The sequence below is a fragment of the Streptococcus sp. ELY_90 genome (assembly GCF_058314475.1).
The window spans coordinates 17,884-44,073 of the sequence record NZ_JBZFUJ010000003.1 but is presented as its reverse complement, the minus strand read 5'-3'; the positions used below and the strand labels follow the sequence as shown (position 1 = coordinate 44,073).

General features: G+C 42.2%; 20 protein-coding genes. 7 read left to right on the top strand and 13 right to left on the bottom strand.

The features are described from left to right. Positions 1-5: 5 nt before the first annotated feature. The 5 genes from AC4HAF_RS02800 to udk form a co-directional block, all read right to left on the bottom strand. Complete coding sequence (locus AC4HAF_RS02800) at positions 6-848, bottom strand: carbohydrate ABC transporter permease (protein ID WP_491096582.1); 843 nt, start codon at positions 846-848, stop codon at positions 6-8. Between the two features lie 2 nt (positions 849-850). Continuing rightward, the gene (locus AC4HAF_RS02795) at positions 851-1,729 is read right to left on the bottom strand and encodes a carbohydrate ABC transporter permease (RefSeq protein ID WP_075346130.1); all 879 of its coding nucleotides are present in this window, start codon (positions 1,727-1,729) and stop codon (positions 851-853) included. Between the two features lie 73 nt (positions 1,730-1,802). Then, positions 1,803-3,119, bottom strand: a complete 1,317-nt coding sequence (locus AC4HAF_RS02790; protein ID WP_491091415.1) for an ABC transporter substrate-binding protein — start codon at positions 3,117-3,119, stop codon at positions 1,803-1,805. 148 nt (positions 3,120-3,267) lie between these two features. Next, positions 3,268-4,239 (bottom strand): LacI family DNA-binding transcriptional regulator, encoded by a 972-nt coding sequence (locus AC4HAF_RS02785; RefSeq protein ID WP_491096581.1) that lies wholly within the window; start codon positions 4,237-4,239, stop codon positions 3,268-3,270. A gap of 552 nt (positions 4,240-4,791) precedes the next feature. Beyond that, entirely contained in the window at positions 4,792-5,421 is a 630-nt protein-coding gene (gene udk / locus AC4HAF_RS02780) for a uridine kinase (protein ID WP_491091417.1), read from the bottom strand. 217 nt (positions 5,422-5,638) lie between these two features. On the opposite strand from udk, the gene AC4HAF_RS02775 reads away from it, so the two are divergent. Next, a complete protein-coding gene (locus tag AC4HAF_RS02775) occupies positions 5,639-6,619 on the top strand; it encodes a Gfo/Idh/MocA family protein (RefSeq protein ID WP_491096580.1) in 981 nt (326 codons plus the stop codon). Next, positions 6,616-7,698 (top strand): DEAD/DEAH box helicase, encoded by a 1,083-nt coding sequence (locus AC4HAF_RS02770; protein WP_491096579.1) that lies wholly within the window; start codon positions 6,616-6,618, stop codon positions 7,696-7,698. The genes AC4HAF_RS02775 and AC4HAF_RS02770 overlap by 4 nt, the downstream gene beginning before the upstream one ends. Before the next feature lie 93 nt (positions 7,699-7,791). Here the strand turns inward: AC4HAF_RS02770 and AC4HAF_RS02765 are convergent, their stop codons facing one another. From AC4HAF_RS02765 to AC4HAF_RS02735, 7 genes are all read right to left on the bottom strand, one after another. Beyond that, entirely contained in the window at positions 7,792-9,432 is a 1,641-nt protein-coding gene (locus tag AC4HAF_RS02765; protein ID WP_491096578.1) for a phosphoenolpyruvate carboxykinase (ATP), read from the bottom strand. A gap of 112 nt (positions 9,433-9,544) precedes the next feature. Next, positions 9,545-10,972 carry an NADP-dependent glyceraldehyde-3-phosphate dehydrogenase gene (locus AC4HAF_RS02760; protein ID WP_491091421.1) on the bottom strand — a complete coding sequence of 476 codons (1,428 nt, stop codon included), beginning with the start codon at positions 10,970-10,972 and terminating at the stop codon, positions 9,545-9,547. Positions 10,973-11,210: 238 nt separating this feature from the next. Further along, positions 11,211-12,944, bottom strand: a complete 1,734-nt coding sequence (gene ptsP / locus AC4HAF_RS02755) for a phosphoenolpyruvate--protein phosphotransferase (protein ID WP_491096577.1) — start codon at positions 12,942-12,944, stop codon at positions 11,211-11,213. A 4-nt stretch (positions 12,945-12,948) separates the two neighbouring features. Further along, entirely contained in the window at positions 12,949-13,212 is a 264-nt protein-coding gene (locus tag AC4HAF_RS02750) for a phosphocarrier protein HPr (RefSeq protein ID WP_003089104.1), read from the bottom strand. 354 nt (positions 13,213-13,566) lie between these two features. Then, positions 13,567-14,361, bottom strand: a complete 795-nt coding sequence (locus AC4HAF_RS02745) for a putative ABC transporter permease (RefSeq protein ID WP_491096576.1) — start codon at positions 14,359-14,361, stop codon at positions 13,567-13,569. A gap of 198 nt (positions 14,362-14,559) precedes the next feature. Continuing rightward, positions 14,560-15,735 carry an NADP-dependent isocitrate dehydrogenase gene (gene icd, locus AC4HAF_RS02740; RefSeq protein WP_491096575.1) on the bottom strand — a complete coding sequence of 392 codons (1,176 nt, stop codon included), beginning with the start codon at positions 15,733-15,735 and terminating at the stop codon, positions 14,560-14,562. Positions 15,736-15,757: 22 nt separating this feature from the next. Beyond that, on the bottom strand, positions 15,758-15,880 hold the full coding sequence (locus tag AC4HAF_RS02735) for a hypothetical protein (protein WP_491096574.1): 123 nt from the start codon (positions 15,878-15,880) through the stop codon (positions 15,758-15,760). A 289-nt stretch (positions 15,881-16,169) separates the two neighbouring features. On the opposite strand from AC4HAF_RS02735, the gene AC4HAF_RS02730 reads away from it, so the two are divergent. From AC4HAF_RS02730 to AC4HAF_RS02715, 4 genes are all read left to right on the top strand, one after another. Further along, positions 16,170-16,394, top strand: a complete 225-nt coding sequence (locus tag AC4HAF_RS02730; protein WP_491096573.1) for a redoxin NrdH — start codon at positions 16,170-16,172, stop codon at positions 16,392-16,394. A 102-nt stretch (positions 16,395-16,496) separates the two neighbouring features. Beyond that, positions 16,497-18,656: a class 1b ribonucleoside-diphosphate reductase subunit alpha gene (nrdE, locus tag AC4HAF_RS02725; RefSeq protein WP_491096572.1), complete on the top strand. Its 2,160-nt coding sequence runs from the start codon at positions 16,497-16,499 to the stop codon at positions 18,654-18,656. A 469-nt stretch (positions 18,657-19,125) separates the two neighbouring features. Then, positions 19,126-20,085, top strand: coding sequence for a class 1b ribonucleoside-diphosphate reductase subunit beta (nrdF, locus tag AC4HAF_RS02720; RefSeq protein WP_491096571.1), 960 nt, complete (start codon positions 19,126-19,128; stop codon positions 20,083-20,085). 174 nt (positions 20,086-20,259) lie between these two features. Then, the gene (locus tag AC4HAF_RS02715) at positions 20,260-22,011 is read left to right on the top strand and encodes a LytS/YhcK type 5TM receptor domain-containing protein (protein WP_491096570.1); all 1,752 of its coding nucleotides are present in this window, start codon (positions 20,260-20,262) and stop codon (positions 22,009-22,011) included. A gap of 165 nt (positions 22,012-22,176) precedes the next feature. Here the strand turns inward: AC4HAF_RS02715 and ldcB are convergent, their stop codons facing one another. Next, positions 22,177-25,014 (bottom strand): LD-carboxypeptidase LdcB/DacB, encoded by a 2,838-nt coding sequence (gene ldcB / locus AC4HAF_RS02710; RefSeq protein WP_491096569.1) that lies wholly within the window; start codon positions 25,012-25,014, stop codon positions 22,177-22,179. A 309-nt stretch (positions 25,015-25,323) separates the two neighbouring features. On the opposite strand from ldcB, the gene AC4HAF_RS02705 reads away from it, so the two are divergent. Beyond that, a complete protein-coding gene (locus tag AC4HAF_RS02705; RefSeq protein WP_491096568.1) occupies positions 25,324-26,046 on the top strand; it encodes a LytR/AlgR family response regulator transcription factor in 723 nt (240 codons plus the stop codon). The last annotated feature ends 144 nt before the right edge of the window (positions 26,047-26,190 follow it).

The window sequence follows — 26,190 nt, the reverse complement described above, 5'->3', positions numbered from 1 at the left end:
ATCTCCTATTTGATACCTGTTCCAGAGCTGCCCAAACCTTGAACAATATATTTTTGAGCAACTACATAGACGATAATCAATGGGATAGTGGAGATCGTCAAAACGGCCATAACTTGGTTGATATAAACAGGCTGTGTTGTATTAATGGTTGTGATCGCTACCTGCATTGAGAATTTTGACGAATCTGTCAGAACCATCAACGGCCAGATGTAATCATTCCAGCTGCTGATAAACGACAAGACCCCTACGGTGGCTACTGCCGGTTTTGACATGGGCAGCATAATCCTAAAGAAAGTCTGTACGATTCCTGCCCCATCCATGCGTGCAGATTCAACGATTTCTTCCGGAATGGCAATAAAGAAATTTCTAAACAAGTAGATATTAAAAACGCTGGCCATTCCCGGAATAATAACCGCCAAACGATTATTAACCAGACCTAAAGTATTAATGATGGTGAACTGCGGAATCAGTATGGTTTCCATCGGAATAATCAACAATCCCAACAAAAGACCAAAAAGAATCTTTTTCCCGGTAAAATCAATTCTGGCAAAGGCAAAACCTGCTAAAGCATTGATGATAATGGAACCCAGAGCAAAGGTCACTGAATAGAAAATACTGTTGCCCAAATAAGTAAAAATACTGAAACGGCTTAAAATTTCCTGATAAGGTTTGAACCAATTTGCCGGATTCAGACTTGGCAAAAAGGCTTTCCATGATGTCAAGTTATTATAAACATCAGCTTCCAGTTTCATGGAAGACACAATCATCCAAACCATTGGAAACAGGAATAAGAATGCTAAAAGAGTCAGCAGGACATATTCTAAAATTTTAACAGATTTGTTTTTCATGATCAGTCATCCTCCTTTAGTACGCGTCTTTGTACAAGGGTAATAAGGCCAATAACGGTCGTAAAGACTAAAGCGATTGAGCTTGAGTATCCAACCAAACGATCTGTGAAACCTTTTTGATAGATATAATAAACCATGGTCATTGTTGAGTTCATTGGTCCTCCTTGAGTCATAACCATTGGCTGTACAAGGAGCTTGAAGGCTGAAATCAAGGTCGTCAGCAAAACAAACAAGGCTGTCGGTTTTAACAGTGGCAAAGTGATGTAGCGAAATTGCTGAAATTTTGAAAAGCCATCAAGTTCTGCTGCTTCGTAAACATCGTGAGGAATATTTTGCAGACCGCCAAGGAATAAGAGCATTTGATAGCCGGCTCCCTGCCAGGCAGAAACCAAAATAATCGCATACATGGCTTGTTTAGGACTGGTCAGGAAAGGCTGTGAAGCAATTCCGATGCGATTCAATAAGGCATTGAGCAAACCATTATTAGGATTTAACAAATACAGCCAAAGAATCGAAATGACAACCAGCGACATGACTACCGGTGCAAAGAAAGCAACTTTGAAAAACATATTCCCCTTGCGCGGTTTGTTAATAATCAAGGCCATGCCGAGAGCCAATCCCAGCTGAACAGGAATAATCCAGACAACAAATTTGGAAGTATTTAAAATACTCTTTAGAAAAATGGGATCTTGTGCAAGTTTGATAAAATTATTTAAGCCGACAAACTGCTTGGCATCCGGTGTCAGCAAATAATAGTTGGTAAAAGCATAGTAGAAAACCATGCAAACCGGAATCACCAGAAAAATTAACAGCAGTATCAAGGCAGGCGACAAAAATGCATAACCCAGCAAATTGTTTTTTAACTTATTATTTTTATACATTCATTTACCCTTTCTAAATGGCAGAGAGAACAGCTTTTTAATACTGCAGCTGAAAATCTGCCGTCGTTTTTTGTCAGTCCAGAGCGTCGTCAATCGCCTGCTGCATTTCTTTAGCCTTTATATCAAGTGCTTTTTTAACATCAGGATTTTCTTTGTAGTAACTGATATCCTGCATAGCCTGCTGAAAGGCACGCGATACTTGCGGATAAGCCACGACAACCGGACGAGCATGGCCGGACTTTTGATTTTGTTCCATCAAGAAGGCCATTTCTTTAGGAACTTCATCTTTCATGTCCTCAATTGTTGATTTGCGAATTGGAAGAACACTGTTGGCCAGACTGATAATTTTACTTGATTTTGTATTCGTTGCGTACTTGACAAATTCTGCCGCAATTTTTGGTTTGTCCGATTTTGAAGTCACTGCAATCTGCCAGCTTCCCGTTGGTGAAACCAGCTTTTTCGTTTTATCTGATACCGGATATGGCAAAATACCATAGTCAACATTCTTATAGTTTGCGGCCATATCATTGATTGTCCATGAACCGCTTAGGAGCATAGGATAAACCTCTGTTTCAAATCCTTTTTCTACAGGACTGATGGTTGTATAGCCCTTCCTAACCAGATTTTGGATAAATTCGACTGCTTCTACTGTTTTTTGGCTGTTAAAATAGCCTTCTGCCTTGGTTCCTTTGCTGTTAACAACGGTGCCCCCATTTGACCAAATCAGCGGCATGTAAGCATACGGCAGCATTTCATCAATAGAATTCAGTTTGAAATCAATAGCAGGTCTTTTAAAATGTTTTTTCAGCTGTTTGCTGATGCTATTAAATTCCGACCATGTCCAAGGGTCATCAATGGTTGGCAGCTTTGATAAATCAATGCCTGCTTCTTTAAACATTTTTTTGTTGTAATAAACACCGACACTGGACTCTGAATAACCAAAAGCATAGAGCTTGCCCTTATACGTTCCCTGCTGTTTGATACTGTCCAAAACATCGTCCATATTGGCATCTTTGACATATTTATCAAGCGGGATAATCACTTTTGCATGGGCATAAGCAGCTGTATTGGGGCCGTCTAAGGTAATAACATCCGGCAAATTATCAGCTGTAATGGCCGCATTAACCTTATCTTCATATCCGCCGCCGCTGCCGCTTCGAGGGATGTATTCTGTAACGGCTTTGTACTCACCCTTATGTTCCTTGTTAAAACCACTGACAATTTCCTTCCAAGCCTTCCCTTCTGCAGTTTCATCTGAAAACTGAACCCAGATTTTAATGGTATTCGGGTCTGAATCCGTTTTTTGATTCTTTGCCCCTCTGCCGCATCCCGCAAGGGAGCCCAGCACAAGGGCAGAAACTGCTGCCAATCCGACTAATCCTTTACGCATGGCGTTCCTCCTGACTTTTTCTTTTTTTGGAAACGTTTCAATTTTTAAGTAAAAATAAAAGGGTTTTTATAAAATGGAAACGTTTCAAATACAAATAAATTATAAGCGCTTTCATTGGTTTTGTCAAGCCCCTTTTTCGAAATTGCGTCTATTTTTTAGTTGTCCCTCCTTCTTTAAACTGAACAGGAACAATAATTCTTTTTTCTGCCGAAACACCGTTGATCAAATTCAGCAGCAGCTCCACAGCTGACTTGGCCAAAAGATCGGTTGACTGGCTGATGGTCGATAAAAAATAATCTTGGCTAATAGCTGATTTCAAGCCATCAAAACCAATGATTTGATAGTCTTTCGGTGCTTCTTTGCCCAGCTTTTTCAGCACTTTCATAACTGTCAGAGCCATAAAATCATTAACAGTAAAAATCCCATCAATTTGCGGATGATCCAAGAAAAATTTTTCTAATTTACCTTCCAGATCTTCAATAGGTTCCGGCAAGTCGCATTTTTCCACCGCAAAACCTTCTTTTTCACTGTAGGCATAAAACCCTTTTTTGCGATTGGTCGTTTCATTTTCAAACTTATTTTTACCGCCGATATAAGCCAGATGCTTGGCACCTCTCTCAATCAAATTTTGAGCAGCCAGCTGTCCGCCTAAAAAATTATCCGACGTGACATAAGGAATATTTTCAGAGAAATGCCGGTCAATACTGACAAAGGGCAGATTGGTTGAAACATACTGGTCAATATCGGAATAGGTAATGCCGATAATCCCGTCAACCTTGTTACTCTTCAGCATTTCAAGGTATTTGATTTCATTTAGGGCATTTTCTTCAACATTGCAAATATAAAGCCTGTAGTCAAACTTACTTAAATTCTTTTCAGTATAGTAAGCAAATTCTGAAAAAAAGGGGTGCCAGATTGTCGGAATAAGCAGTGCAATACTGTTGCTTCTATTTGTTTTCAGCCCTCTGGCATATTCGTCCGGCTGATAATTAAGCTCTTTGATAGCAGCCTGTACCTTCTTATAAGTGCTGTCTTTGACCCTGACTCCGTTAATGACACGTGAAACAGTCCCGACACCGACTCCTGCCAATGCAGCAACTTCTTTCATCGTTACTTTCATAGCTTACTCCACTTCACTTTAATATCTTTATTGTAGCACTATCAGAAAGCGTTTTCTAGTTTTTTATTCTTTTTTCAGCATCATTTCCATTTTTGCTAGTTTTGCAGGCAGGCAAAAAGCACAGATGAACCTGTGCTCAGTTTGAAGAAACAGTCTCTTTTCTTTGATATTTCCTTAGGTGATGTCGGACGGCAGCGACTTCCTCCGGAATTCCATGCCTAAACTTTGAGCCTAATGTAAGATACAAAGGGCGTTAGTGGACACAGCAAAATTAGGGAGTTCGACGATGAGTCTCAGAAGACTTTAGGAGATACTCATCTATTTTGCACAGTCCACAGCCCGTGTTCAATTAGTCTCAAAGTTTCCGAGTGTCAGAATCGGCTTACATGCCCAACAAATTCTGACACTTTCATCACGGCGGAAGTATCCTTTATTTAGCTCGCTTGCTCTCGTGAAAAATTTAATTTATATGGCAGCCTACAGATTCTGTTTGCTTACCTTGGTAAGCAAACAGGGGTTTGTCTACAGTCTGAACACAGATGAACCTGTGCTTTAGTAAGAATCTTTTAGAATGCTGGCAATTTTGGTGTTGATCAGATCAATAGCTACCACATTAGAGACGCCTTCCGGGATAACAATATCGGCATAACGCTTGGTCGGTTCAATAAACTGATGGTACATGGGTTTAACGACCTCCATATACTGCTCAATGATACTGTCAAGACTTCTGCCGCGCTCTTCCATATCGCGCTTGATACGCCGGATAATGCGAATGTCATCATCAGTGTCCACAAAAAGTTTGATGTCCATCAAATCACGCAGACGCTCATCTTCCAAGACCAAAATCCCTTCCACAATAAAAACGTCCTGCGGCTCCTGCCGATACGTTTTTTCGCTGCGCGTATGCTGCGTATAATCGTAAATAGGAATATCCACCGGACGCCCCGCCTGCAGCTCCTTGATGTGTTCAATCATCAAATCCGTATCAAAAGCCAGAGGATGGTCGTAATTGGTCGTAACACGCTCTTCAAAGGTCAGATGACTCTGATCCTTATAATAAGAATCGTGCTCAATCATAGCGATCTTGGCACTGGGAAAGTGAGATAAAATTTCCCGTGAAACGCTGGTCTTTCCTCCGCCGGAACCGCCTGTGACACCAATAATAATCGGTTTTTTTCGCATAATAAACAAGAAGGACACTAAATAGCTAAATTTTGACTATTAGTCTGAAACAGCCCGAAAAAACAGCGTCAGACTGTTTATTGCTGCATCAGCCTTCATAAATGAAGCTTTTGTCCTTTTTCATTCCTTTCTTTTACTTCACTGAAATATCTTCCTATCTATTTTACACTAAATCATGTTATAATGAAATAAAAATTTAAAGAGCCGGAGGCATCCTATGCTTAAACTTGGTATTATCGGAACTGGATCTATTTCACATCAGTTTATCGAAGCCGCTGATCTGTCGCAAAAGTATCAGCTGACAGCTGTCTATTCACGAAAGCTGGAAACAGCAGAAAATTTTTCTGCCCGTTACCATGATGTCTTTTGCTATGAAAATTTGGCTGATTTTTTGGAACATGATTTTGATGTCCTCTATATTGCCAGCCCAAACGCACTTCACTTTGAACATGCAAAGGCTGCTCTGGAAGCCGGCAAACATATTATTGTTGAAAAACCAGCTTTTTCAAAACCCGAAGAGCTGTCTGAGATTATTCAGCTGGCAGCTGAGAAAAAGTGTTTTTTCTTTGAGGCGGCCAGAAACTACCATGAAGCATCGATGGCTATTATCAAAGACTTTCTGGCTCATAAAACCGTTATCGGTGCTGATTTTTCCTACGCTAAATATTCTTCAAAAATGAAGGATCTGCTTGATGGGAAAATGCCAAATGTCTTTTCAGACAGGTTTTCAGGCGGAGCCCTTGTTGATCTGGGAATTTACCCCATTTATGCGGCTTTGAAGCTGTTCGGCAAACCAAAAAGTGTTAATTACACTGCCACACAGCTGGAAAACACGGTTGACTTAAACGGCAACGGCAATCTGATTTATCCGCATTTTCACGTATCTATCAGAACCGGAAAAAATTACAACACCCTGGAATATGCCGAAATTTACACGACCGACGGGACCTTGCTACTCAATCATATTCAGGGGATTAGCTCTGCTGTTTTCCAAAAACTTGACGGCACTCGCGAAAAATTGGCGCTCGCAGAAATTGAGCACCTGATGCTGGAAGAGGCCGAGCATTTTTCTCAAATGATTGCAAATCCAGATGAAACACTTTACCAGATTTGGCTGGAGGACGCAAAGTCTGCCAGTCAGATCCTCTATCAAATGCGCCAAAGCGCAGGCATTGTATTTAAGGCGGATAACCAATGAACACACACTTTCCAAGCAGCTGGCAGGATAAACTTCAGCAGCTCCATTTTGCAGACTTTACCCAGATTCAAAAAGAAGCTTTTGAACCCATCAAAAACGGGCAAAACTTTCTGGGTATAAGCCCCACGGGAACAGGAAAAACACTGGCTTATCTCTGGCCCAGTCTGTTAACTCTTCAGCCTAAAAAGGCTCAGCAGCTGCTGATTTTAGCACCCAACAGCGAATTAGCCGGACAGTTATTTGAAGTGACCAAAACCTGGGCTGAACCTCTTGGTCTGACAGCTCAGCTTTTCCTGTCGGGCTCCAGCCAAAAGCGGCAAATCGAGCGCTTGAAAAAAGGCCCTGAAATTCTCATCGGAACTCCGGGTCGAGTCTTTGAGCTGGTCAGACTCAAGAAAATCAAGATGATGGCTGTCAATACTATTGTTCTGGATGAATTTGATGACCTCTTAAATGACTCCCAGTACCAGTTTGTCGAAGGGATTGTTAATCGTGTGCCTCGCAGCCACCAAATGATTTATATGAGCGCTACAAACAAGCTCAGCACAACCGATCTGGCAGCAGACACCCTTACGGTTGATTTATCCGATCAAACATTAGACAGCATTTCGCACTACTATATCACTGTCGATAAGCGGGAGCGCGTGGAACTCCTGCGCAAATTTGCCAATATACCCAATTTTCGCGCCCTGGTCTTTTTCAACAGTCTGTCCGATTTGGGAGCCAGCGAAGAACGCCTGCAGTACAGCCATGCGTCTGCTGTCTCACTGGCCAGCGATGTCAATGTAAAATTCCGCAAGGTTATTCTTGAAAAATTTAAAGAACACGAGCTGGCTTTGCTCTTAGCGACTGATTTGGTAGCGCGCGGGATTGATATTGACGGGTTAGAATACGTTATTAATTTTGACCTGGCCCGTGACAAAGAAGCCTATACGCACCGAGCCGGACGTACAGGCCGTATGGGAAAAACAGGAGCAGTCATTACCTTTGTCACTCATAAGGAAGAGCTGAAAAAACTGAAAAAATTTGCCAATGTATCAGAGCTTTTCTTAAAAAACCAGGTTTTACGTTCAAAATAAAAGAAGCGCATAAAAAATGCCGGGACAAAATGTTCCAGCATTTTCAATTATTTCTCTGCTTTCTTTATAAACGCATTATCTATCAAAAAGAGATTAAGCCAAATTATCAATGACATCCTGCAAATGAGAGATAGCTTCTGCCGGCAGAGCTGATTTTGGATTCTTTTGGTTGAATGATTCTAAGTACTGCAGACGCACTTTCATCCGCTGACGGATAATTTTAACGTAAGCCTGATCAAAGTTAGGAACTTTGTAATCAGACGAAGCTAAATATTCGAACCCTTTGACAGAGCCGAAAGGCTTGAATTCTGCCGTGCCGTCCACAACTTGTTCGATAACACTTAAAGATGTTTCTTTAGGAATTTTTTGACCTAAGTAAGAACCTGTGTTGATAATATAGCATTTAACGCCTGATTCAAACAGGTGTTGGAATTTCAGATAATCTTCCACCAGCGGATAAACACGAAATGGGTTAGCATAAGGTTCAATAATCAAGGTATCCAGACTGTCCGAAGTATTTTCAGCAGTCGAACGTGTGGTGATTAGGGTACAGCCCATTGTTGAAGCCATCACAGGGTCTGTAATTCTAATGAGCGGTGGCAGAGAGTCATCTTTCATAATCCAAAAGATGGATTGAATCGGATCATCAATGCGGTCAACACGGTTCGGTGTTGAGAAACGTGATTTGATTGTACGTCCGTTACCGTTGCGGACGTCTTCTGTCACCAAACGAAGATGCCCTTCTTTATCCAAGGCAGCACCGCAGTTTTGAACGGTTACAAAATATTTTTGTTCTCTGTGCCCTGCCGGATAATCACTGGTCTTATCGAAATAGGAAGGTTCCAGAGCGATTGTTGAGCCGTCTTCCTCAGAAATGACAAAGGCATCGTCATGCAGCACATTAATATTGTATTTACCGTCATGTTTTGCATGGGTTAATGTTGATTTACCGGAACCGGAAAGTCCGAAGAAAGAAGCTACGTGTGATTCTTGATTGTCTTTTTCAAAAATTTTCAGTCCGCCGTGGCAGGCAACAAACTTATTCCGATTGGCAGTACCCCAAGCTAAGGTCAGCGTTGCTTTCTTCAGTTCTCCAAAATAGTGAAGACCCAAGATAGCTGCACAGTTATGATTAGTGTCAAAGTAAACCAATCCATCCGGATAATCGGGGTGGCTCCATTCCGGATCTGAGAAGATATAAATATCCGTTTCTTCATAGCGTTTGGAATTTTTCAAACGTGCACGGTAGGTATCGTTTAACATCTGGAAGTTATTAAGCCATGAATACAGATTATTGATATCATCCTGCGGAACCATCAAATGAGCGCGGAGCATGAAGGCTTCATCAAGACCTACAATGGCATCTGCACGGTAAAAGGTGCGGTGTCTTGCTTGGAAAATTGCTTCACGCACAATTTGCAAAATTTTAGCATCTTCTGCACTGTCTCGTCCGAAAATCCGACGTGCTTTGGCAGTCCGCCCGACAATACCGCCTGAATTTTCCAAGAGGATTTTAGCATCCCGCGGAAGACCCAAATCATCGGCGTGAGCAACTGGTGAATCTAAAACGATAGTATTGGGAGCTTTAGCGGCTAAGCGGTAAGCTTCTGCCAGCCCCTTTAACGAAACCACGTGATTTTCGTAAAAAGCAGTTTCGATGGTTGTCTTTAATGCTGAAAAATAAGGGTTATTTTTGCGCATAGACTCTTCTGAAAAATGTTGTCGTGTGACCATTATATTCCTCCTCAAAATATTATCTTTTATTATTATACCACATTTTTATGTAAACGTTATCATTTTTTTGAAAATTAAATGAAACTCAGCAAAAACTGAGTTTCATAAAGGTTTATTTGATATCAAATACAACTGATTTAATTCTAGTCATAGCTTCGATAGAGTATTTAACACCCTGTGTATTGACACCTGATTTTTTAGCACCCAAGAATGGGAAGTTATCTGTACCGCGCTGTGTCTTATTATTGATATGAACAGTACCGACTTCAAGCTGCTCTGCAATTTTGAACGCCATTGGATAATCATTGGTGAAAACAGCACTTTGCAAGCCAAATTCAGATTGGTTAGCAATGTGAACAGCTTCTTCAATTGAATTGACACGAATAATCGGAAGCACTGGACCAAATGGTTCTTCCCAAGCCAAACGCATGTCCGTTGTGACATTATCAAAGACTGTCGGATAAATAGTATTGCCTTCACGTTTAATGTCAGTCAGGGCTGTTGCACCGCGTTCTTTGGCATCATTGATAAGACCTTCTACATAATCAGCAGCTTTTGTATCGATCAATGGTGTGATGTCCGTATTATCTTCCGGTAAACCAACAGTTAAGTTATTGACCCGCTCAACGATAAGCTTAGACAATTCATCAGCAACGCTGTCCATGACAAGCACACGCTTAACAGCTGTACAACGCTGACCTGAGTAGCCAAAGGCACCGTCAACGATATTTTTAGCTGTCAGCTCAAGATCAGCATCCTCAAGCACGATAGCCGCATCTTTACCGCCAAGTTCAAGCATGATTGGACGCATACCAGCCAAACGGCCAATGTTTTCACCAACAGGTGTCGAACCTGTAAAGTTGATAAAGTCAACAGCCTTATGCTCAACAATGTAGTCACCGATAACAGAACCGCGTCCGGTAATTGTATTAAAGACACCGGCAGGAAGTCCGGCTTCTGCAAAGGCTTCTGCCAAAAGAAGTCCTGAAATCGAGCCTTGCGTCGGTGGCTTAAAGGCAACGACATTTCCTGTGATAAGCGCCGGAGCGATTTTTGAGCCGGCAAGATTCACCGGATAATTAAATGGCGAAATTGCTAAAACAAGACCTACTGGCTCACGGCGAACCACGGCAATTTTTTTCTTGCTGGCAGCTTCAAAGCTTCCGCCTTCAAGAACTTCACCTTGTGTACGAACGCCTTCAGCAGCCGCAAATTCCATGATTTCTACTGTACGTGTAACCTCACCGACAGATGATTTAAGTCCTTTAGCAATTTCTTTGGAAAGGACAGAACCAATCGCTTCTGCTTTACTTTGCAAAATATCAGCTGCCTTGCGGATATAGTTGGCACGCTCCACATAAGAAAGTGCACGCCAAGCCGGAAATGCAGCTTTAGCTGAAGCATAGACATAATCTACTTCATCAGTGCTCATAGCAGGAACAGAACCAAGCTCTTCACCTGAAGCGGGAGCGTAAATTTTAATCTCATCTTGAGAGAGTTTCCATTCACCGTTGACATAATTTTTATACTGTTTTGTCAAAGTATATCTCCTTTTTACTGTAATATCCTTATTTTATCACTTTTTTGATTTTTTTCAATCTTTTACTACGACAAAAGTCAGAAAATTAAGACAAAACGCTTTATTTCCTTTTACTTCGCCTAATAATTTAGCCGGCCTGCGGATTTTTAAATCCCTTAAACGCAGTTAAGAGAAAAATAAAAATAGAAGCCGCTTTACAAAAAAAGACCGGAAATTGCATTTCCAATCTTTTTCCTGATTAATCAAAATCAATGTATTCTTTTTCAAGTTCAAGAACTTCTTCCATGGTAGCACATTCTGTAAGAGCGCGCTGAGCCAATTCTTCCATTTTCTTGGTATCAAGTTTCTTCATAAGACTGCGCGTGCGCAGAACTGAAGTGGCACTCATTGAAAATTCATCAAGTCCGATACCGACCAAGAGCGGAACAGCTGTTTGGTCACCGGCCATTTCACCACACATACCAGCCCATTTACCTTCAGCGTGCGCTGCCTTGATAACGTTATTGATCAGGCGAAGGATTGATGGGTTATATGGTTGGTAGAGGTATGACACTTGTTCGTTCATACGGTCTGCCGCCATTGTATATTGGATAAGATCGTTAGTACCAATTGAGAAGAAGTCAACTTCTTTAGCGAATTGGTCAGCAAGCATCGCTGCTGCTGGGATTTCGATCATGATACCCACTTGAATGTTGTCTGCGACTGCAACACCTTCTGCCTTAAGGTTGGCTTTTTCTTCTTCAAAGACAGCTTTAGCAGCTCGGAACTCTTTAAGAAGGGCAACCATTGGGAACATGATGCGCAATTGACCATGTACTGAGGCACGAAGAAGGGCACGGATTTGCGTACGGAACATCGCGTCACCTGTCTCAGAGATTGAGATACGCAAAGCACGGAAACCTAAGAATGGGTTCATTTCTTTTGGAAGATCAAAGTAAGGAAGCTCCTTATCTCCGCCGATGTCCATGGTCCGCACAACAACCGGTTTGCCGTTCATGCCTTCAAGGACAGCCTTGTAAGCTTCATACTGCTCATCTTCTGTCGGGAAGTCCTGTGAATCCATATAAAGGAACTCTGTACGGTAGAGACCAATAGCTTCAGCACCGTTGTTGTTAACGCCTTCAACATCTTTAGGTGTACCGATATTAGCAGCCAATTCAAAATGTTTGCCATCAGCAGTCACTGTTTCAGCATCTTTAAGGAGAGCCCACTCAGCTTTTTGTTTAGCATAAGCTTCACCGGCTGCTTTAAATTCTGCTACTTGTTCATCAGTCGGATTGATAATAACCTGACCGGTGATACCGTTAACAGCAACCATATCTCCGTTTTTAACACGTTTAGTGATGTCATTTGTACCAAGCACCGCAGCAATCTCAAGCGTCCTTGCCATAATAGCCGAATGACTGGTACGGCCGCCGATATTAGTTACGAATGCCTTGACAAAATTAGCATCCAGCTGAGCAGTGTCAGACGGAGTCAAGTCGTGCGCAATCACAATTGATTCTTCGCTGATAGTTGCCGGATTTGGCAGTTCAACACCTAAAAGATGAGCCAAAACACGCTTGGCAACGTCACGAATATCCGCCGCACGTTCCTGCATGTAGGGATTGTCTTCCATGTTTTCAAACAAGGTCACAAACATGTCTGTTACTTCTTTAAGAGCACTTTCTGCGTTAACTTGTTTTGCACGGATCGTCTCTTTGATTTGACCGATCATTTCCGGATCTGCAAGAACCATCAAATGAGCATCAAATACAGCTGCGGCTTCTTCGCCAAGGGTATCTACTGCTTTTGCACGGATAAGAGAAAGCTCGTCCTGGGAAGCTTCTAGAGCTGCATCCAAACGAGCTTCTTCGGCCTTTGTATCTTCGACAGTAACTGTCTCAAAGGACAAATCCGGCTGGACAAGCAGATATGCCTTAGCAACGGCAACACCGTCAGATGCTGCAATTCCTTTAAGCATTTCTGTCATATCTTTATGCCAATCCTTCTTTAGTCATAGTTTCATCAATAGCTGCAATTGCATCATCAGCATCTGCACCTTCGGCAGTGATTGTAACATCTGCACCTTGACCAACACCAAGGCTCATAACACCCATGATTGATTTAAGGTTTACAGCTTTTCCTTTGTAGTCAAGTGTAATATCTGAAGCAAATTTGCTTGCTGTTTGCACAAGCAAAGTAGCTGGGCGCGCATGAATTCCTGTTTCTGCAACAATGTGAAAATCTTTTGAAGCCATAGTATGGTTCTCCTTTTAATATGTGTTTTTTTGAATTATCCTGATGATAACCCTTACAATTCTAGATTATAGCATATTGAAATTCGATTTTCAAGAACTAAAGTCCAAATTGGAAGAATAATGCAAATCATTTTCAATAATTTACAGTGCTTTTTATAAGACTCTCCTGCCGGCCAAGCAAGCGTTGGAAATACTGTACACACCTCCTTTGAAAAATACTGTACAACCCTCAGTCAGGAAAAATGAAATAATGACAAATGTCACGAAATCTCCCTATTGGCATCTCAAAAACTGACAATCAGACCCAGGCCTGTCCCTTTGCTTAGACCAAATCAAAAAGAAACAGCAGCTGCGCTATTTCTTTTTGACTCTGTCTTTAAATGACGCTGCCTGCTTACGGACTTCTGTGACAAACGGAGCATCAATTTCCTTAAATTTACTGTAGTTCCTTAAAAGACGGCGCTGATTGAATCGGAAAGGCCGAATGCTTTTAGCATGTAAAAAGTCATCCAGATGTAGGCGAAATTCTGCTAAGCGCTGGCTGATAAGCTCGGCCTGCTCCGCTAAATCATCGACTTCCTGCCTGACAGATTCTCTGATACGTTCTTGCTCTGCTCGGATATATTCCTCGAGAGCAAGCGCAGCCTCGTGAAATTTAACAGTATCCCTGACCGTCCAGATAAAGTCAAGCATCATCACAAAAACAATCACACCTGCCCACCAGTCGTCCAGTCTGAGGATAAGTGCCATGACACTTGGCTGAATCCAGCGAACAAGAACGACGATGCCCAGTCCCCAAAAAAGTGAAATAAGCGGTGCAATTCTTCCTTTTATATTACCAAATTCCTGACTGTAGTCCCACAATTTCATGTGAAAGAAGATTTCTAAAAACCAGCCGGCAAAGTATTCAAAAGCTGTTGCAATCACGATGCCGCTCAAAAAGAGCCCAAGAAGATTGTCCTGAAAAGGGTCGGTAAAAATCAAAACAGTCGTCACTGCAAAACCATAGACTGGACAGTAAGGTCCGAACAAAAAACCGCGGTAATCAAACTGTCTGTCCTGAATAGAGCAGTAAACGGTCTCCCACAGCCAGCCTATAAATGAATAAACAAAGAAAAGATAAATAAGATCCGAAAGTGAATAGGGCATAAACAGCCGCCTTTCTTGATATATAGTTATATTATATCTCTTTTCAGCCATAGATACCAAACAGGATTAAAAGAAGAAATACAGGTCTGGATTATTATTCCTAGATCACAGCGGCAGCTAAAAACTGCTGGACTGACTCCAAAAATCAAGCAGAAAATCTGACAGCTGGATGCCGTTTCAGTTCGTCAGTCATTTTTCTTATAGGTTTTCCATCAGCACTTTGGTAAATTCACTGGTTGAATAAGACGGTGCTTCTCCTGCCAGATCAGCTGTAAAACAGCATGCAGCAAAACTTTTTTCAATAGCTGCGGTAATAAGATCAGCCGCTTCTTTCCAGCCTATATACTCAAACAGCATGCAGCCCGACAGGAGCAGTGAACAAGGATTGGCCTTATCCTGTCCGGCAATGTCAGGAGCAGTGCCGTGAGTTGCCTCAAAAACAGCATGCCCGGTTTGATAGTTAATATTAGCACCGGGCGACATACCAATGCCGCCGACCTGTGCTGCTAAAGCATCACTGGCATAATCACCATTGAGATTGGTCAGAGCAACCACTTCAAAGCGCTCGGGATTTAACAGAATCTGCTGCAGAAAATTATCGGCAATGATGTCATCAACCACCAGTCGGCCCTTTTCAAGTTCAGCAGCATACTCCTCTTGAGCCAGTTCATAACCCCACTTTCTAAAGCCTCCTTCTGTAAATTTTTGAATGTTTCCCTTGTGTACTAATGTGACCTTCCTAAGCCCCTTAGCCAGAGCATAGTCAATAGCTGATCGAATCAGACGTTTGCTGCCTTCAATAGAAATCGGCTTGATACCGATACTGCTGCTCTCAGGAAAACGGATTTTTTGAACCTGCATCTGTGTCTGCAAAAACTCAATGACCTTTTGAACCTGACTGCTGCCGGCCTCCCATTCAATCCCTGCATAAATATCCTCCGTATTTTCACGAAAGATGGTGATGTCTGTTTTTTCCGGATGCTTCAAAGGACTGGGAACACCTTGGAAATAGCGGACAGGGCGGACACAGGCAAAAAGATCCAGTTCCTGACGCAGAGCAACATTTAGTGATCGGATACCGCCGCCGACCGGCGTTTCTAAGGGACCTTTTATAGCAAGCAGATGGGTTTTGATAACTTCCAAGCTGGCATCCGGCAGCCAGATGCCGCTTTGGCTGAAGGCTTTTTTTCCGGCTAAGACTTCCAGCCATTCGATTTGTCTCTTACCTTTATAGGCCTTTTCAACAGCTCGGTCAAAAACAAGCTGGGCATTCTGCCAAATATCCTGTCCTACACCGTCTCCTTCAATATAAGGAATAACAGGACAGTCAGGAACCTGCAATGTGCCATTTTCGAATTTTATTTTTTCTGCCATTGGTTAATCTCCGTTTTATTTCTTAAGAACAGCCACTGAAAACACCGCCAGTTTGAACAACAGCATCACGCATAGCAGCCAAACCGACGGCTGTTGGAACACCTGCAGATTTTTGAAAATCATAATGGCTGACTTGCTGATTCAAAGGAAAAACTGATGCGTCAGTAACCTTGTGGAGTTTTTTTAGCTTATTTAATGAAAATTATACAATTTTCTGGACCATCGGACAAATATGGACCTGCATTCTGTGCTGTACTGGCAGTCTTTGGTCTATTGAAGACAGGCACAGCCTAAAAACACTATATCTTGTGGAATCCCTAAGATAGCTATACTATATTTTGTGTTTTTTCGAGCAAATTTTCTTGCTTTTTTTCCTGAATTTAGATATCCTAGTAAAGCAACTTGTAAAAAAATCTAAATTTTAGGAGAAGAAAATGGCTAAAATAACTGTTTTTTCAAAAAATAACTGCATGCAATGCAAAATGACCAAGAAGTTCCTGGAACAGCACGATGTTGCTTTTGAGGAAATCAATATCGATGAACAGCCGGACAAAATTGACTATGTAAAAAGCTTAGGCTTTACTGCTGCTCCTGTCATTGAAGCAGGTGACACAGTCTTTTCAGGTTTTCAGCCTACCAAATTAAAAGCCCTTATTTAAATTTAAGGATTTTAAACAACTAAGGCCGGCTGCTTTAAAAACACAGCTCTGCCCTTATCCAAAGAAAACATGATGAAATTAGTAAGGAATAGGAACTTATAGATGAGTCTCAAAAATCTCGGCGATGTCTCTTACTTCCGCCTCAACAATGAAATTAACCGTCCCGTCAACGGGCAGATTCCGCTGCATAAGGACAAAGAAGCCCTGAATGCTTTCTTTGCTGAAAATGTACGCCCGAATACCAAAGCTTTTGACAGTATTACGGATAAGATTCGTTTTCTGATTGACAATGACTATATTGAATCAGCTTTTATTGCCAAATACAAACCTGAATTTATCGAAAAGCTTTCCCGGTCTCTTTATGATTATGATTTCCATTTTAAATCATTTATGGCGGCCTATAAATTCTACCAGCAATACGCTCTTAAAACCAATGACGGCGAAGCCTATCTTGAAAGTATTGAAGACCGTGTTCTTTTTAATGCTCTCTACTTTGCTGACGGCAATGAAGAACTGGCAAAAGATCTGGCTGCGGAAATGATTGCTCAGCGCTATCAGCCTGCAACACCAAGCTTTCTTAATGCCGGCCGCAGCCGCCGAGGCGAATTGGTTTCGTGTTTCCTTATTCAGGTGACCGATGACATGAATTCTATCGGCCGCTCTATCAACTCTGCTCTACAGTTATCCCGTATCGGGGGCGGTGTGGGAATTTCCCTCAGCAATTTGCGCGAAGCCGGAGCTCCTATCAAGGGCTTTGACGGTGCAGCCTCAGGAGTTGTTCCTGTCATGAAGCTTTTTGAAGACAGCTTTTCTTATTCCAACCAATTGGGTCAGCGCCAAGGTGCGGGGGTTGTTTACCTCAATATCTTTCACCCGGATATCATCGCCTTTCTTTCTACTAAAAAAGAAAATGCCGATGAGAAGGTCCGTGTTAAAACTCTGTCCCTCGGTGTTGTCATTCCGGATAAGTTTTATGAATTGGCGCGCAAGAATCAAGACATGTATCTCTTTAGCCCTTATTCTGTCGAACGTGAATACGGGATTCCTTTCAATTATATTGACATTACTGAAAAATATGACGAATTGGTAGCTAATCCCAAAATTATCAAAACGAAGATTCCTGCCCGTGATTTGGAAACTGAAATTTCCAAACTGCAGCAGGAATCAGGCTACCCTTATGTTGTCAATGTCGATACTGCCAACCGTGCCAACCCGATTGACGGCAAAATTGTCATGTCCAATCTCTGTTCGGAAATCCTGCAGGTTCAGACACCGAGTGAAATCAACGATGCTCAGGAATTTGTCAAAATGGGAACCGATATTTCATGTAACCTCGGTTCAACAAACATTGTCAATATGATGACTTCTCCTGACTTCGGCCGCTCTATCAAAGCTATGACACGTGCCCTGACCTTTGTCACAGATTCTTCAGAAATTGATGCCGTACCGACAATTAAACATGGCAATGCCCAGGCTCACACGTTCGGGCTCGGTGCCATGGGACTGCACTCCTACTTGGCACAGCACCACATTGAGTACGGCAGTCCGGAATCTATTGAATTTACCAACATCTATTTCATGCTCATGAATTACTGGACTTTGGTAGAGTCAAATAACATTGCCCGCGAACGCAAGGAAACCTTTGTCGGTTTTGAAAAATCAAAATACGCTGACGGCTCTTATTTTGATAAGTATGTCACCGGCCAATTTGTTCCGAAATCCGACCTTGTCAAGGAACTGTTTAAAGATCACTTTATTCCTCAGGCTGCTGACTGGCAGGCTCTGCGTCAGGCCGTTATGAAAGATGGACTTTACCATCAAAATCGTTTAGCGGTTGCTCCAAACGGATCAATTTCCTATATCAATGATGTTTCTGCTTCCATTCACCCTATCACCCAGCGCATCGAAGAGCGTCAGGAAAAGAAAATCGGCAAGATTTACTATCCGGCAGCCGGTTTATCAACGGATACCATTCCTTATTACACATCAGCCTACGATATGGATATGCGAAAAGTTATTGATGTCTATGCTGCTGCAACCGAGCACGTAGATCAAGGCTTATCCCTTACGCTCTTTATGCGTAGCGATATCCCTCAAGGGCTCTACGAATGGAAAACAGAAAGCAAACAAACGACACGCGATCTGTCCATCCTTCGCAACTATGCCTTTAATAAGGGAATCAAATCCATTTACTATATCCGCACTTTCACCGATGACGGTGATGAGATTGGTTCAAACCAATGTGAAAGCTGTGTGATTTAACTGAACAGTCAAACTTGGAGCTAAAGCTCCTATGTTTGACACGCCAACCGCTATCGGCGGTTTGGCTAGTTCACTTACTAACTTCGTAGAAGCTGTATTATCGACATCTTCTGCTGCGTGTCGTAACTTTCAGTAAACTCGGAGCTAAAGCTCCTATGTTTGACACGCCAACCGCTATCGGCGGTTTGGCTGGTTCACTTACTAACTTCGCAGAAGCTGTATTATCGACACCTTCTGCTGCGTGTCGTAACTTTGGATAAACTTGAAACTAGAGTTCTTAAATCTTACACGGCAATCGTTAGGGCAACGGCTCGTAATTTCAAGCAGGTTTGGGGCTGAACTCATTGGCAAATCTGAATCTCATATCTGTTTGATACAAAAGCTCTCAATTTTCACACAGAATCTGCTAAAATACAAAGCAAGCTCTTCCCTGTACAGCACTATACATCATTTATAAGGAATAACTAAGATGACTACTTATTACAAAGCAATAAACTGGAATGCTATTGAAGACGTTATTGATAAATCAACTTGGGAAAAACTGACTGAACAATTCTGGCTGGATACGCGGATTCCGCTTTCCAACGATTTGGATGACTGGCGCAAGCTATCGGCTCAGGAAAAAGATCTTGTTGGTAAGGTTTTTGGCGGCCTGACCCTGCTTGACACCCTGCAGTCTGAATCAGGTGTTGAGGCTCTGCGCCACGACGTGCGTACCGCTCATGAAGAGGCTGTTTTTAATAACATTCAATTCATGGAGTCTGTCCACGCCAAATCCTACTCATCCATCTTTTCAACCCTGAATACCAAGTCAGAAATTGATGCTATTTTCGAGTGGACCAACAACAACGAATACCTGCAAAGAAAAGCTGAAATCATCAACGAAATCTATCTTAAAGGCAATCCTTTGGAAAAGAAAGTTGCCAGCGTCTTCCTTGAAACCTTCCTTTTTTATTCAGGTTTCTTCACACCGCTCTACTATCTGGGCAACAACAAGCTGGCCAACGTGGCTGAAATCATCAAGCTGATTATCCGTGACGAATCCGTTCACGGTACCTATATCGGCTACAAATTCCAGCTTGGTTTTAACGAACTGTCTGAAGAAGAACAGGATAAATTCCGTGACTGGATGTATGACCTTCTCTACAAACTCTATGAAAATGAAGAAGGCTACACCGAAACGCTTTACGACGGTGTCGGCTGGACTGAGGAAGTGAAAACTTTCCTGCGCTACAATGCTAACAAGGCTCTGATGAATCTGGGGCAGGATCCGCTGTTCCCTGATACAGCTGATGATGTTAATCCGATAGTCATGAACGGTATTTCAACCGGAACCTCCAACCATGACTTCTTCAGTCAGGTCGGAAACGGCTATCTTCTCGGTACTGTTGAGTCCATGCAGGACGATGATTACAGCTACGGTTTGTAAAAAGCCGCTAAGACAAAAAATCAGCTGAACAGCTGTTCAAATCATAAAAAGGCCGAAACTGCTCTTTCGGTCTTTTCTTATCTTATACTGCATAAAATCAGCTGATTTTAACAGCGCTATTCCTTTTTCTTTTTTGTGTTATAATGAAAAAGAATCTTTCAGCGGAGGCACAGTATGATTTTATTCCTGATTATGATGGAGCGGGCAGGCCTGATTATTTTGCTGGCCTATGCTTTTGTACATATCCCCTTTATCAAGCAGACCCTCAACCATCCTGAGACAAAAAAACATCAGCTGATCTTACTGCTCCTGTTTAGCTTTTTCGCCATTATTTCAAATTTCACAGGAGTAGAAATCCAGTCCAATCTGGCTATCGTCAATCAGACTCTGGGTCAGATTGCCCAACATTCTTCGGTTGCCAATACCCGGGTTTTGACAATCGGTGTGGCTGGCTTGATCGGAGGGCCTGTGGTCGGCGTTTTCGTCGGTGCCATCTCGGTTTTATTTCGCTACTGGCAGGGCGGACTGGCTCCTTACATTTACATCATTTCGTCACTCTTAATCGGGCTGTGCTCGGGCTTGCTGGGGAAATATTTCCGCAGGCAGCGCCCCATGGTTACAATCAGACAGGCCATGTTTGTCGGCATGTCTATGGAAGTTTTGCAGATGATCTGCATCTTGATTTTCAGCTCTGACTTTCATCAGTCTTGGGAATTGGTCCGTTTCATCGGGCTGCCCATGATTTTTGCCAATACGCTGGGAGTTGGTATTTTCATTTCCATCATCACCTCAACTCAGCAACTGGAAGAACAGGCCAGAGCTGTCCAGACGCATGAAGTCTTAAAACTGGCCAATGAAACCCTGCCATATTTGCGGCAGGGGCTCAGTTTTCAGTCCTGTCAGCCGGTTGCCGAAATTATCCACCAATACATGCGGGTTGCGGCTGTCAGTCTGACTAACAGAGACACTATTTTGGCCTATGTCGGAGCGGGTGCCGATCACCATGTTCCCAATATTAAAATCTTAACGAAACTGGCCAAACGGGCTATTGAAACAGGCAGCATCTGCATTGCCAAAGACCGCAGCGAAATCGAATGCGATCACGAAGGCTGCACCCTCACCTCAGCTATTGTCATTCCTTTGAAAATTCAAAATGAAACGGTCGGAACGCTAAAGCTCTATTTTTCAGGAAACCACAAAATGAGCTATGTGGAACAGGAAGTTGCTGAAGGTTTGGGCAATATCTTTTCAACACAGCTGGCTCTGGGGCAGGCCGAAGCGGCTGCCCATCTGCTGCAGGATGCGGAAATGAAATCCCTCCAGGCTCAGGTCAATCCGCATTTCCTCTTTAATGCCTTAAACACTATTTTGGCCCTCATCCGCATGGACGGTGAAAAAGCCCGTCACCTCCTTAAAGAGCTCAGCAAATTTCTGCGGGGCAACCTGCAGGGGGCCCGCCAAAATGTCATTCCTTTAAGTCAGGAAATCATGCAGGTCAATGCCTACCTTGCCTTGGAGGAAGCCCGATTCCCAGACAAGGTCCACTATCACATAATAGTTGATGAAAATCGAGACGGCAAAGTCTTGATTCCGCCTTTTACCTTGCAAGTATTGGTTGAAAATGCCTACAAGCACGCTTTTAAACAATCTAAGACCGACAATCATCTGCGTGTCTTGATTGAACGCAAGGAACAGATGCTTCACATTACCGTTGAGGACAATGGGCAGGGTATTCCAGCCGACAAGTTAAAAACTCTGGGCAAGGTTCAGCAGGAATCAGCCGAAGGTTCAGGCTCAGCCTTGGAAAACCTCTCCCGCCGTCTGACCCTCATCTACGGACACGAAGCCAGCCTTAGTTTTCAATCATCACCCGACGGAACAAGCGTTTACGTTGCTGTTCCCTTAACAGAAGAGAAAGTCACATAATAATAACCACCCGTTTTGAATAAGAATCATAAGCCCATAAAATAAGCCAGCGTCTTTAGGCGCTGGCTTACACTTTGTTCAAGCCCCATTGCTCTTAACTCGTTACTAGCTTCCCTTGCAAAAATTGATTGAAGACTTCAGCCAAATTCTTTTACAGCTATCCTATCAATTAATAGCAATGTAACGTCGATTACCGCTAAACGCAACATAAGAAATCCAAGTAAGACCATCGGAATTTACGACTTTATCATAATTAACAGTTTGTCCTGCATTATAATAGGCAATTTCTGGACTGGACTGCTTTGGCTCGGCCTTGACAGAAGAGCGCTTTGTGAAACGGTAGCTCCCTTGAGACGGGATAGTCGGTTCTACTGCTGCAGATTCTGCTTTATAACCGCCTCCTTCAAAGCCATAATATTCCTCTAAACTCAAACCAGACTGATAAATTTCCTTGGCTTCTTCCCCTATATAACGGATATGCCAAGCTTCAGGCATATAGCCTGTAACGGATTCCTTTCCTGGTTGGTAACGAACAACAAATCCGTAATTGTGAGCATTATTTTTAAGCCAATTGCTTGCTGATTTATCTTCCAAAAGGTTACCCGATTTATCAGTCAAATCAAAGGTTAAGCCTGTTTGATGTTCACTGTAGCCCGGTCTTGCTGAATAGCGATCTGCAGCGGCCTTGCCATCACGCTTAACATAACTTTGATATAAATTTTTTTGATAATCATATGTCCTAAAACCACTATAAGATTTTCCAACATTGTAACCTTGGGCAATCATATCATCTCTGAGACGGATAAAAGCGGCTTTGGCCGTTGGGTTTTCACCAGGGTTATAACTAGCTGATAATGGATACTTTTTATTAACAATAAGAATCTCATCATATTTGCCTTTAATGCTGTAATAAGAGCCATTATAGGTTACAGATTTTGATGTTGGAGATTCAACAGTCGTTTTAGTAGCCGCAACTCCTGCCATAGTCCCATCTTTTTGAACATAATAAAGATGGATATTGTACTCACCTCGATTATTTTTATGCTTGCCAATATTAACACTTACCTTGTAGGTATTATTAGACTGATGGGAAGCATCATACCAAACAATATCATCTTGCCCATTTTGCGTGGTCCAAACAGGAACTTTTACTGCCATCACTCCCTTGGTTGATGACACATTACTCACCACAACATTGAATCCTTGGGATGATCGGTTCTCAATAGTTAATTTACCAGTAACTTTATCTGCTGTTGTTTTCGTCGGCGAAATAGGATCCAGTTGAACATAGCGGCGAATACCACTATACGAGATATAGCTCAACCATTGGTATTTTTCTGCCTCTAACACCTTATCATAATTAATTTTTTCACCTTTTTCAAAAGTAAATTCAGTTCTAGCAGATAGTTTAGCCTGATTTTTGACATTAACTTGGTGTGTAAAAGTGTAAGAACCTTGAGAAGGAATAGCCATTGCATTTGGAGCTGCTATCTTCGTCTGAGCTGCAGCCACTCCTTGCACCCTGCCGCTCGGTTCAAGATAATAAAGATGAATGTGGTAAATTCCGCGTTCATTCTTATGGTTCCTGATATTAACAGCTAGTTTATAATTTCCATTGGCCTGTTTAACGCTATTATACCAGACAATATCATCTTGTCCGCTTTTATCAGTCCATACAGGAACCTTTACAGCCGTTATACCATTGCTGTCGGAAACATCAGTGATGAGAACATCAAATCCCTGACTTGTCTTGTTTTGAATATTAATTTTTCCTGAAACTTTAGAAGCTGTCGGCTTTTGCGGCTGAGCTCGTTCCAACTTATTAATAGCAGCATAGCGGCGGATACCGCTGTAAGAGACATAGCTCAGCCATTGATAGCCATCGTTTTCTAAAAGTCTGTCATAATTAACCTGATCTCCTTTGTTAAAGTAGAATTGGGTTGGAGCGGCTGTTCTTGCCTCATTTTTAACATTGGTTCGCTCTGAAAAGGTGTAACGTCCTTGAGCCGGAATTTTTTTCACTGGTGATGGCTGAGGTTTCGCTGGTGTACTGGGAGCTTTTTGAGTCAGCTGATTAATCGCAGCATAACGCCGAGTTCCACTGTAAGAAACATAGCTCAGCCATTGATAACCATCGTTTTCTAAAAGTCTGTCATAATTAACCTGATCTCCTTTGTTAAAGTAGAATTGGGTTGGAGCGGCTGTTCTTGCCTCATTTTTAACATTGGTNNNCGGGATTTTTTTCACTGGTGATGGCTGAGGTTTCGCTGGTGTACTGGGAGCTTTTTGAGTCAGCTGATTAATCGCAGCATAACGCCGAGTTCCACTGTAAGAAACATAGCTCAGCCATTGATAACCATCTTGATTTAAAACGCGATCATAAAAAATCTTGTCACCTGCATTGGCATAAAATTGAATTGGAGCTGAAACCTTAGATTCATTTTTGACTGGTGTGCGTTTCGTATAAACATAGTTTCCCTGACTAGGAAGCTGTTTTGTAGGAGCAGCTGCAGAAGCTTTATTAATATTAACAGCTCTAACAGTTTTTGCCGCTTGTTCTTGTCTCTTAATGTCAACTTGAGGAGAGACTACTGCTTGTTTGATTTGCTTAACTGCTTGATTAACTTGATTAGCATTAATTGAATCAGCAGCACGAGCTGTGGACGCTTGATCAGGTACCACTGGCTCTTGAGGCTTTTCATTATTAGCAGGGGCAGCATCTGAAATCTCAGCAGCGTTACTGCTGATATCAGTGTGGCTTGCTTCTGTTACCTGTTCTGATGAGACTGTTGCGGGTGCTGTACTTTGAGAGGTGGCCGCTGCAGCGGTGTGGTCTTCTACAGTTTCAACTGTTGGTGAATTGACAGCTGTTTCTGTCTGCTCATCCGCAAAAGTCACACCACTAAGAAAAAGAAGAGAACCAATCAAAACGGAGGCAACTCCAATAGCATATTTCCGAATAGAAAACCGCTGTCTTTTAACAGCAAACATTTCTTTTTTCATTATTAATCACCCACTTTCTTTGTTATCATCTTTTAAACATAAACAATTAGTTCATCTGGTATTAAAAATGAAAATATTTCTCCAAAACTCATTGTTACAATAATTTCTTTTTTATTACGTTTTATTTACTAATATTGTACCACTTAATGACAGCGTTTTCAACAATCATCCTAAAGGTTATCCATTATACTTTAAGATCTTTTTTTTTATGGACATTTCAGAACTCTGCTTCTCCGCCTTTTTCTATGTTATAATAAAACAGTTATCTGTAAGATTATATTATGTCTTCAAAAAGAAAGGACCTAACTCATGAAAGTATTGGTTGTTGACGATGAGCCTTTGGCGCGCAACGAGCTCATCTATCTGCTCCATAAATACGATGAACACCTATCCATTGAGGAAGCTGACGATATTCCTTCGGCCTTAGCCTTGCTGCTGCAAGAGCACTATGATGTCGCCTTTTTGGATATTCAGCTCAGGGAAGCTTCGGGTATGAGTTTGGCTGAGAGTATCAATAAAATGCCGGATCCGCCGATTATTATATTTGCGACAGCTTATGATCAGTACGCCATTACGGCTTTTGAAAATAATGCCCGCGACTATCTGCTAAAGCCTTATGAACCTGAACGCTTGAAAGCGGCTATGGACAAGGTCAAACAGAGCCTTAGACCAACAAAAGAGACCGTGAACAGACATACGCAGCCGCAAGCCTATCCTATCAGCGAAGAAGACCGCATTTATATGGTTCAAGCCAGCGATATTATCATGATCGAAGCCCTGCAGGGCAAGACCCTTATCCATACCAGCCAAAAACAATATGAGTCGCATGACTCACTGGCCTATTGGCAGGACAAGCTGCCTGATGAACAGTTTGTCCGTGTTCATCGTTCCTACCTTGTCAATCTGCAAATGATTACGGTCGTTGAGCCTTGGTTTAATCAAACCCTGCGGCTCACCTTGACTGACCGCTTAAAAGTGCCTGTCAGCCGGGCCAATGTTAAATCCTTAAAAGAACGCTTAGGTATCTCCTAAGTGTTCTTTTTTGAAGGAACATGCTGCTTATCTCCCCTATCTAACCATTCATGTCCTAAATCAGGTCATTCATTTTGAAAACAGCTCAAATTCTCTTTTCATTGTTATAATAAAGCCATGTAAGCGTTTAAATTTTTAAAAATA

What these genes read in the sequence shown, in the direction of transcription:
- AC4HAF_RS02765 (WP_491096578.1), bottom strand. Translation starts at nt 9,432, where the DNA reads ATGGTCACACGACAACATTTTTCAGAAGAGTCTATGCGCAAAAATAAC.
- AC4HAF_RS02715 (WP_491096570.1), top strand. Translation starts at nt 20,260, where the DNA reads ATGATTTTATTCCTGATTATGATGGAGCGGGCAGGCCTGATTATTTTG.
- nrdF (WP_491096571.1), top strand. Translation starts at nt 19,126, where the DNA reads ATGACTACTTATTACAAAGCAATAAACTGGAATGCTATTGAAGACGTT.
- AC4HAF_RS02775 (WP_491096580.1), top strand. Translation starts at nt 5,639, where the DNA reads ATGCTTAAACTTGGTATTATCGGAACTGGATCTATTTCACATCAGTTT.
- AC4HAF_RS02705 (WP_491096568.1), top strand. Translation starts at nt 25,324, where the DNA reads ATGAAAGTATTGGTTGTTGACGATGAGCCTTTGGCGCGCAACGAGCTC.
- AC4HAF_RS02790 (WP_491091415.1), bottom strand. Translation starts at nt 3,119, where the DNA reads ATGCGTAAAGGATTAGTCGGATTGGCAGCAGTTTCTGCCCTTGTGCTG.
- AC4HAF_RS02750 (WP_003089104.1), bottom strand. Translation starts at nt 13,212, where the DNA reads ATGGCTTCAAAAGATTTTCACATTGTTGCAGAAACAGGAATTCATGCG.
- AC4HAF_RS02770 (WP_491096579.1), top strand. Translation starts at nt 6,616, where the DNA reads ATGAACACACACTTTCCAAGCAGCTGGCAGGATAAACTTCAGCAGCTC.
- icd (WP_491096575.1), bottom strand. Translation starts at nt 15,735, where the DNA reads ATGGCAGAAAAAATAAAATTCGAAAATGGCACATTGCAGGTTCCTGAC.
- AC4HAF_RS02745 (WP_491096576.1), bottom strand. Translation starts at nt 14,361, where the DNA reads ATGCCCTATTCACTTTCGGATCTTATTTATCTTTTCTTTGTTTATTCA.
- udk (WP_491091417.1), bottom strand. Translation starts at nt 5,421, where the DNA reads ATGCGAAAAAAACCGATTATTATTGGTGTCACAGGCGGTTCCGGCGGA.
- AC4HAF_RS02730 (WP_491096573.1), top strand. Translation starts at nt 16,170, where the DNA reads ATGGCTAAAATAACTGTTTTTTCAAAAAATAACTGCATGCAATGCAAA.
- AC4HAF_RS02800 (WP_491096582.1), bottom strand. Translation starts at nt 848, where the DNA reads ATGAAAAACAAATCTGTTAAAATTTTAGAATATGTCCTGCTGACTCTT.
- nrdE (WP_491096572.1), top strand. Translation starts at nt 16,497, where the DNA reads ATGAGTCTCAAAAATCTCGGCGATGTCTCTTACTTCCGCCTCAACAAT.
- ptsP (WP_491096577.1), bottom strand. Translation starts at nt 12,944, where the DNA reads ATGACAGAAATGCTTAAAGGAATTGCAGCATCTGACGGTGTTGCCGTT.
- AC4HAF_RS02795 (WP_075346130.1), bottom strand. Translation starts at nt 1,729, where the DNA reads ATGTATAAAAATAATAAGTTAAAAAACAATTTGCTGGGTTATGCATTT.
- AC4HAF_RS02785 (WP_491096581.1), bottom strand. Translation starts at nt 4,239, where the DNA reads ATGAAAGTAACGATGAAAGAAGTTGCTGCATTGGCAGGAGTCGGTGTC.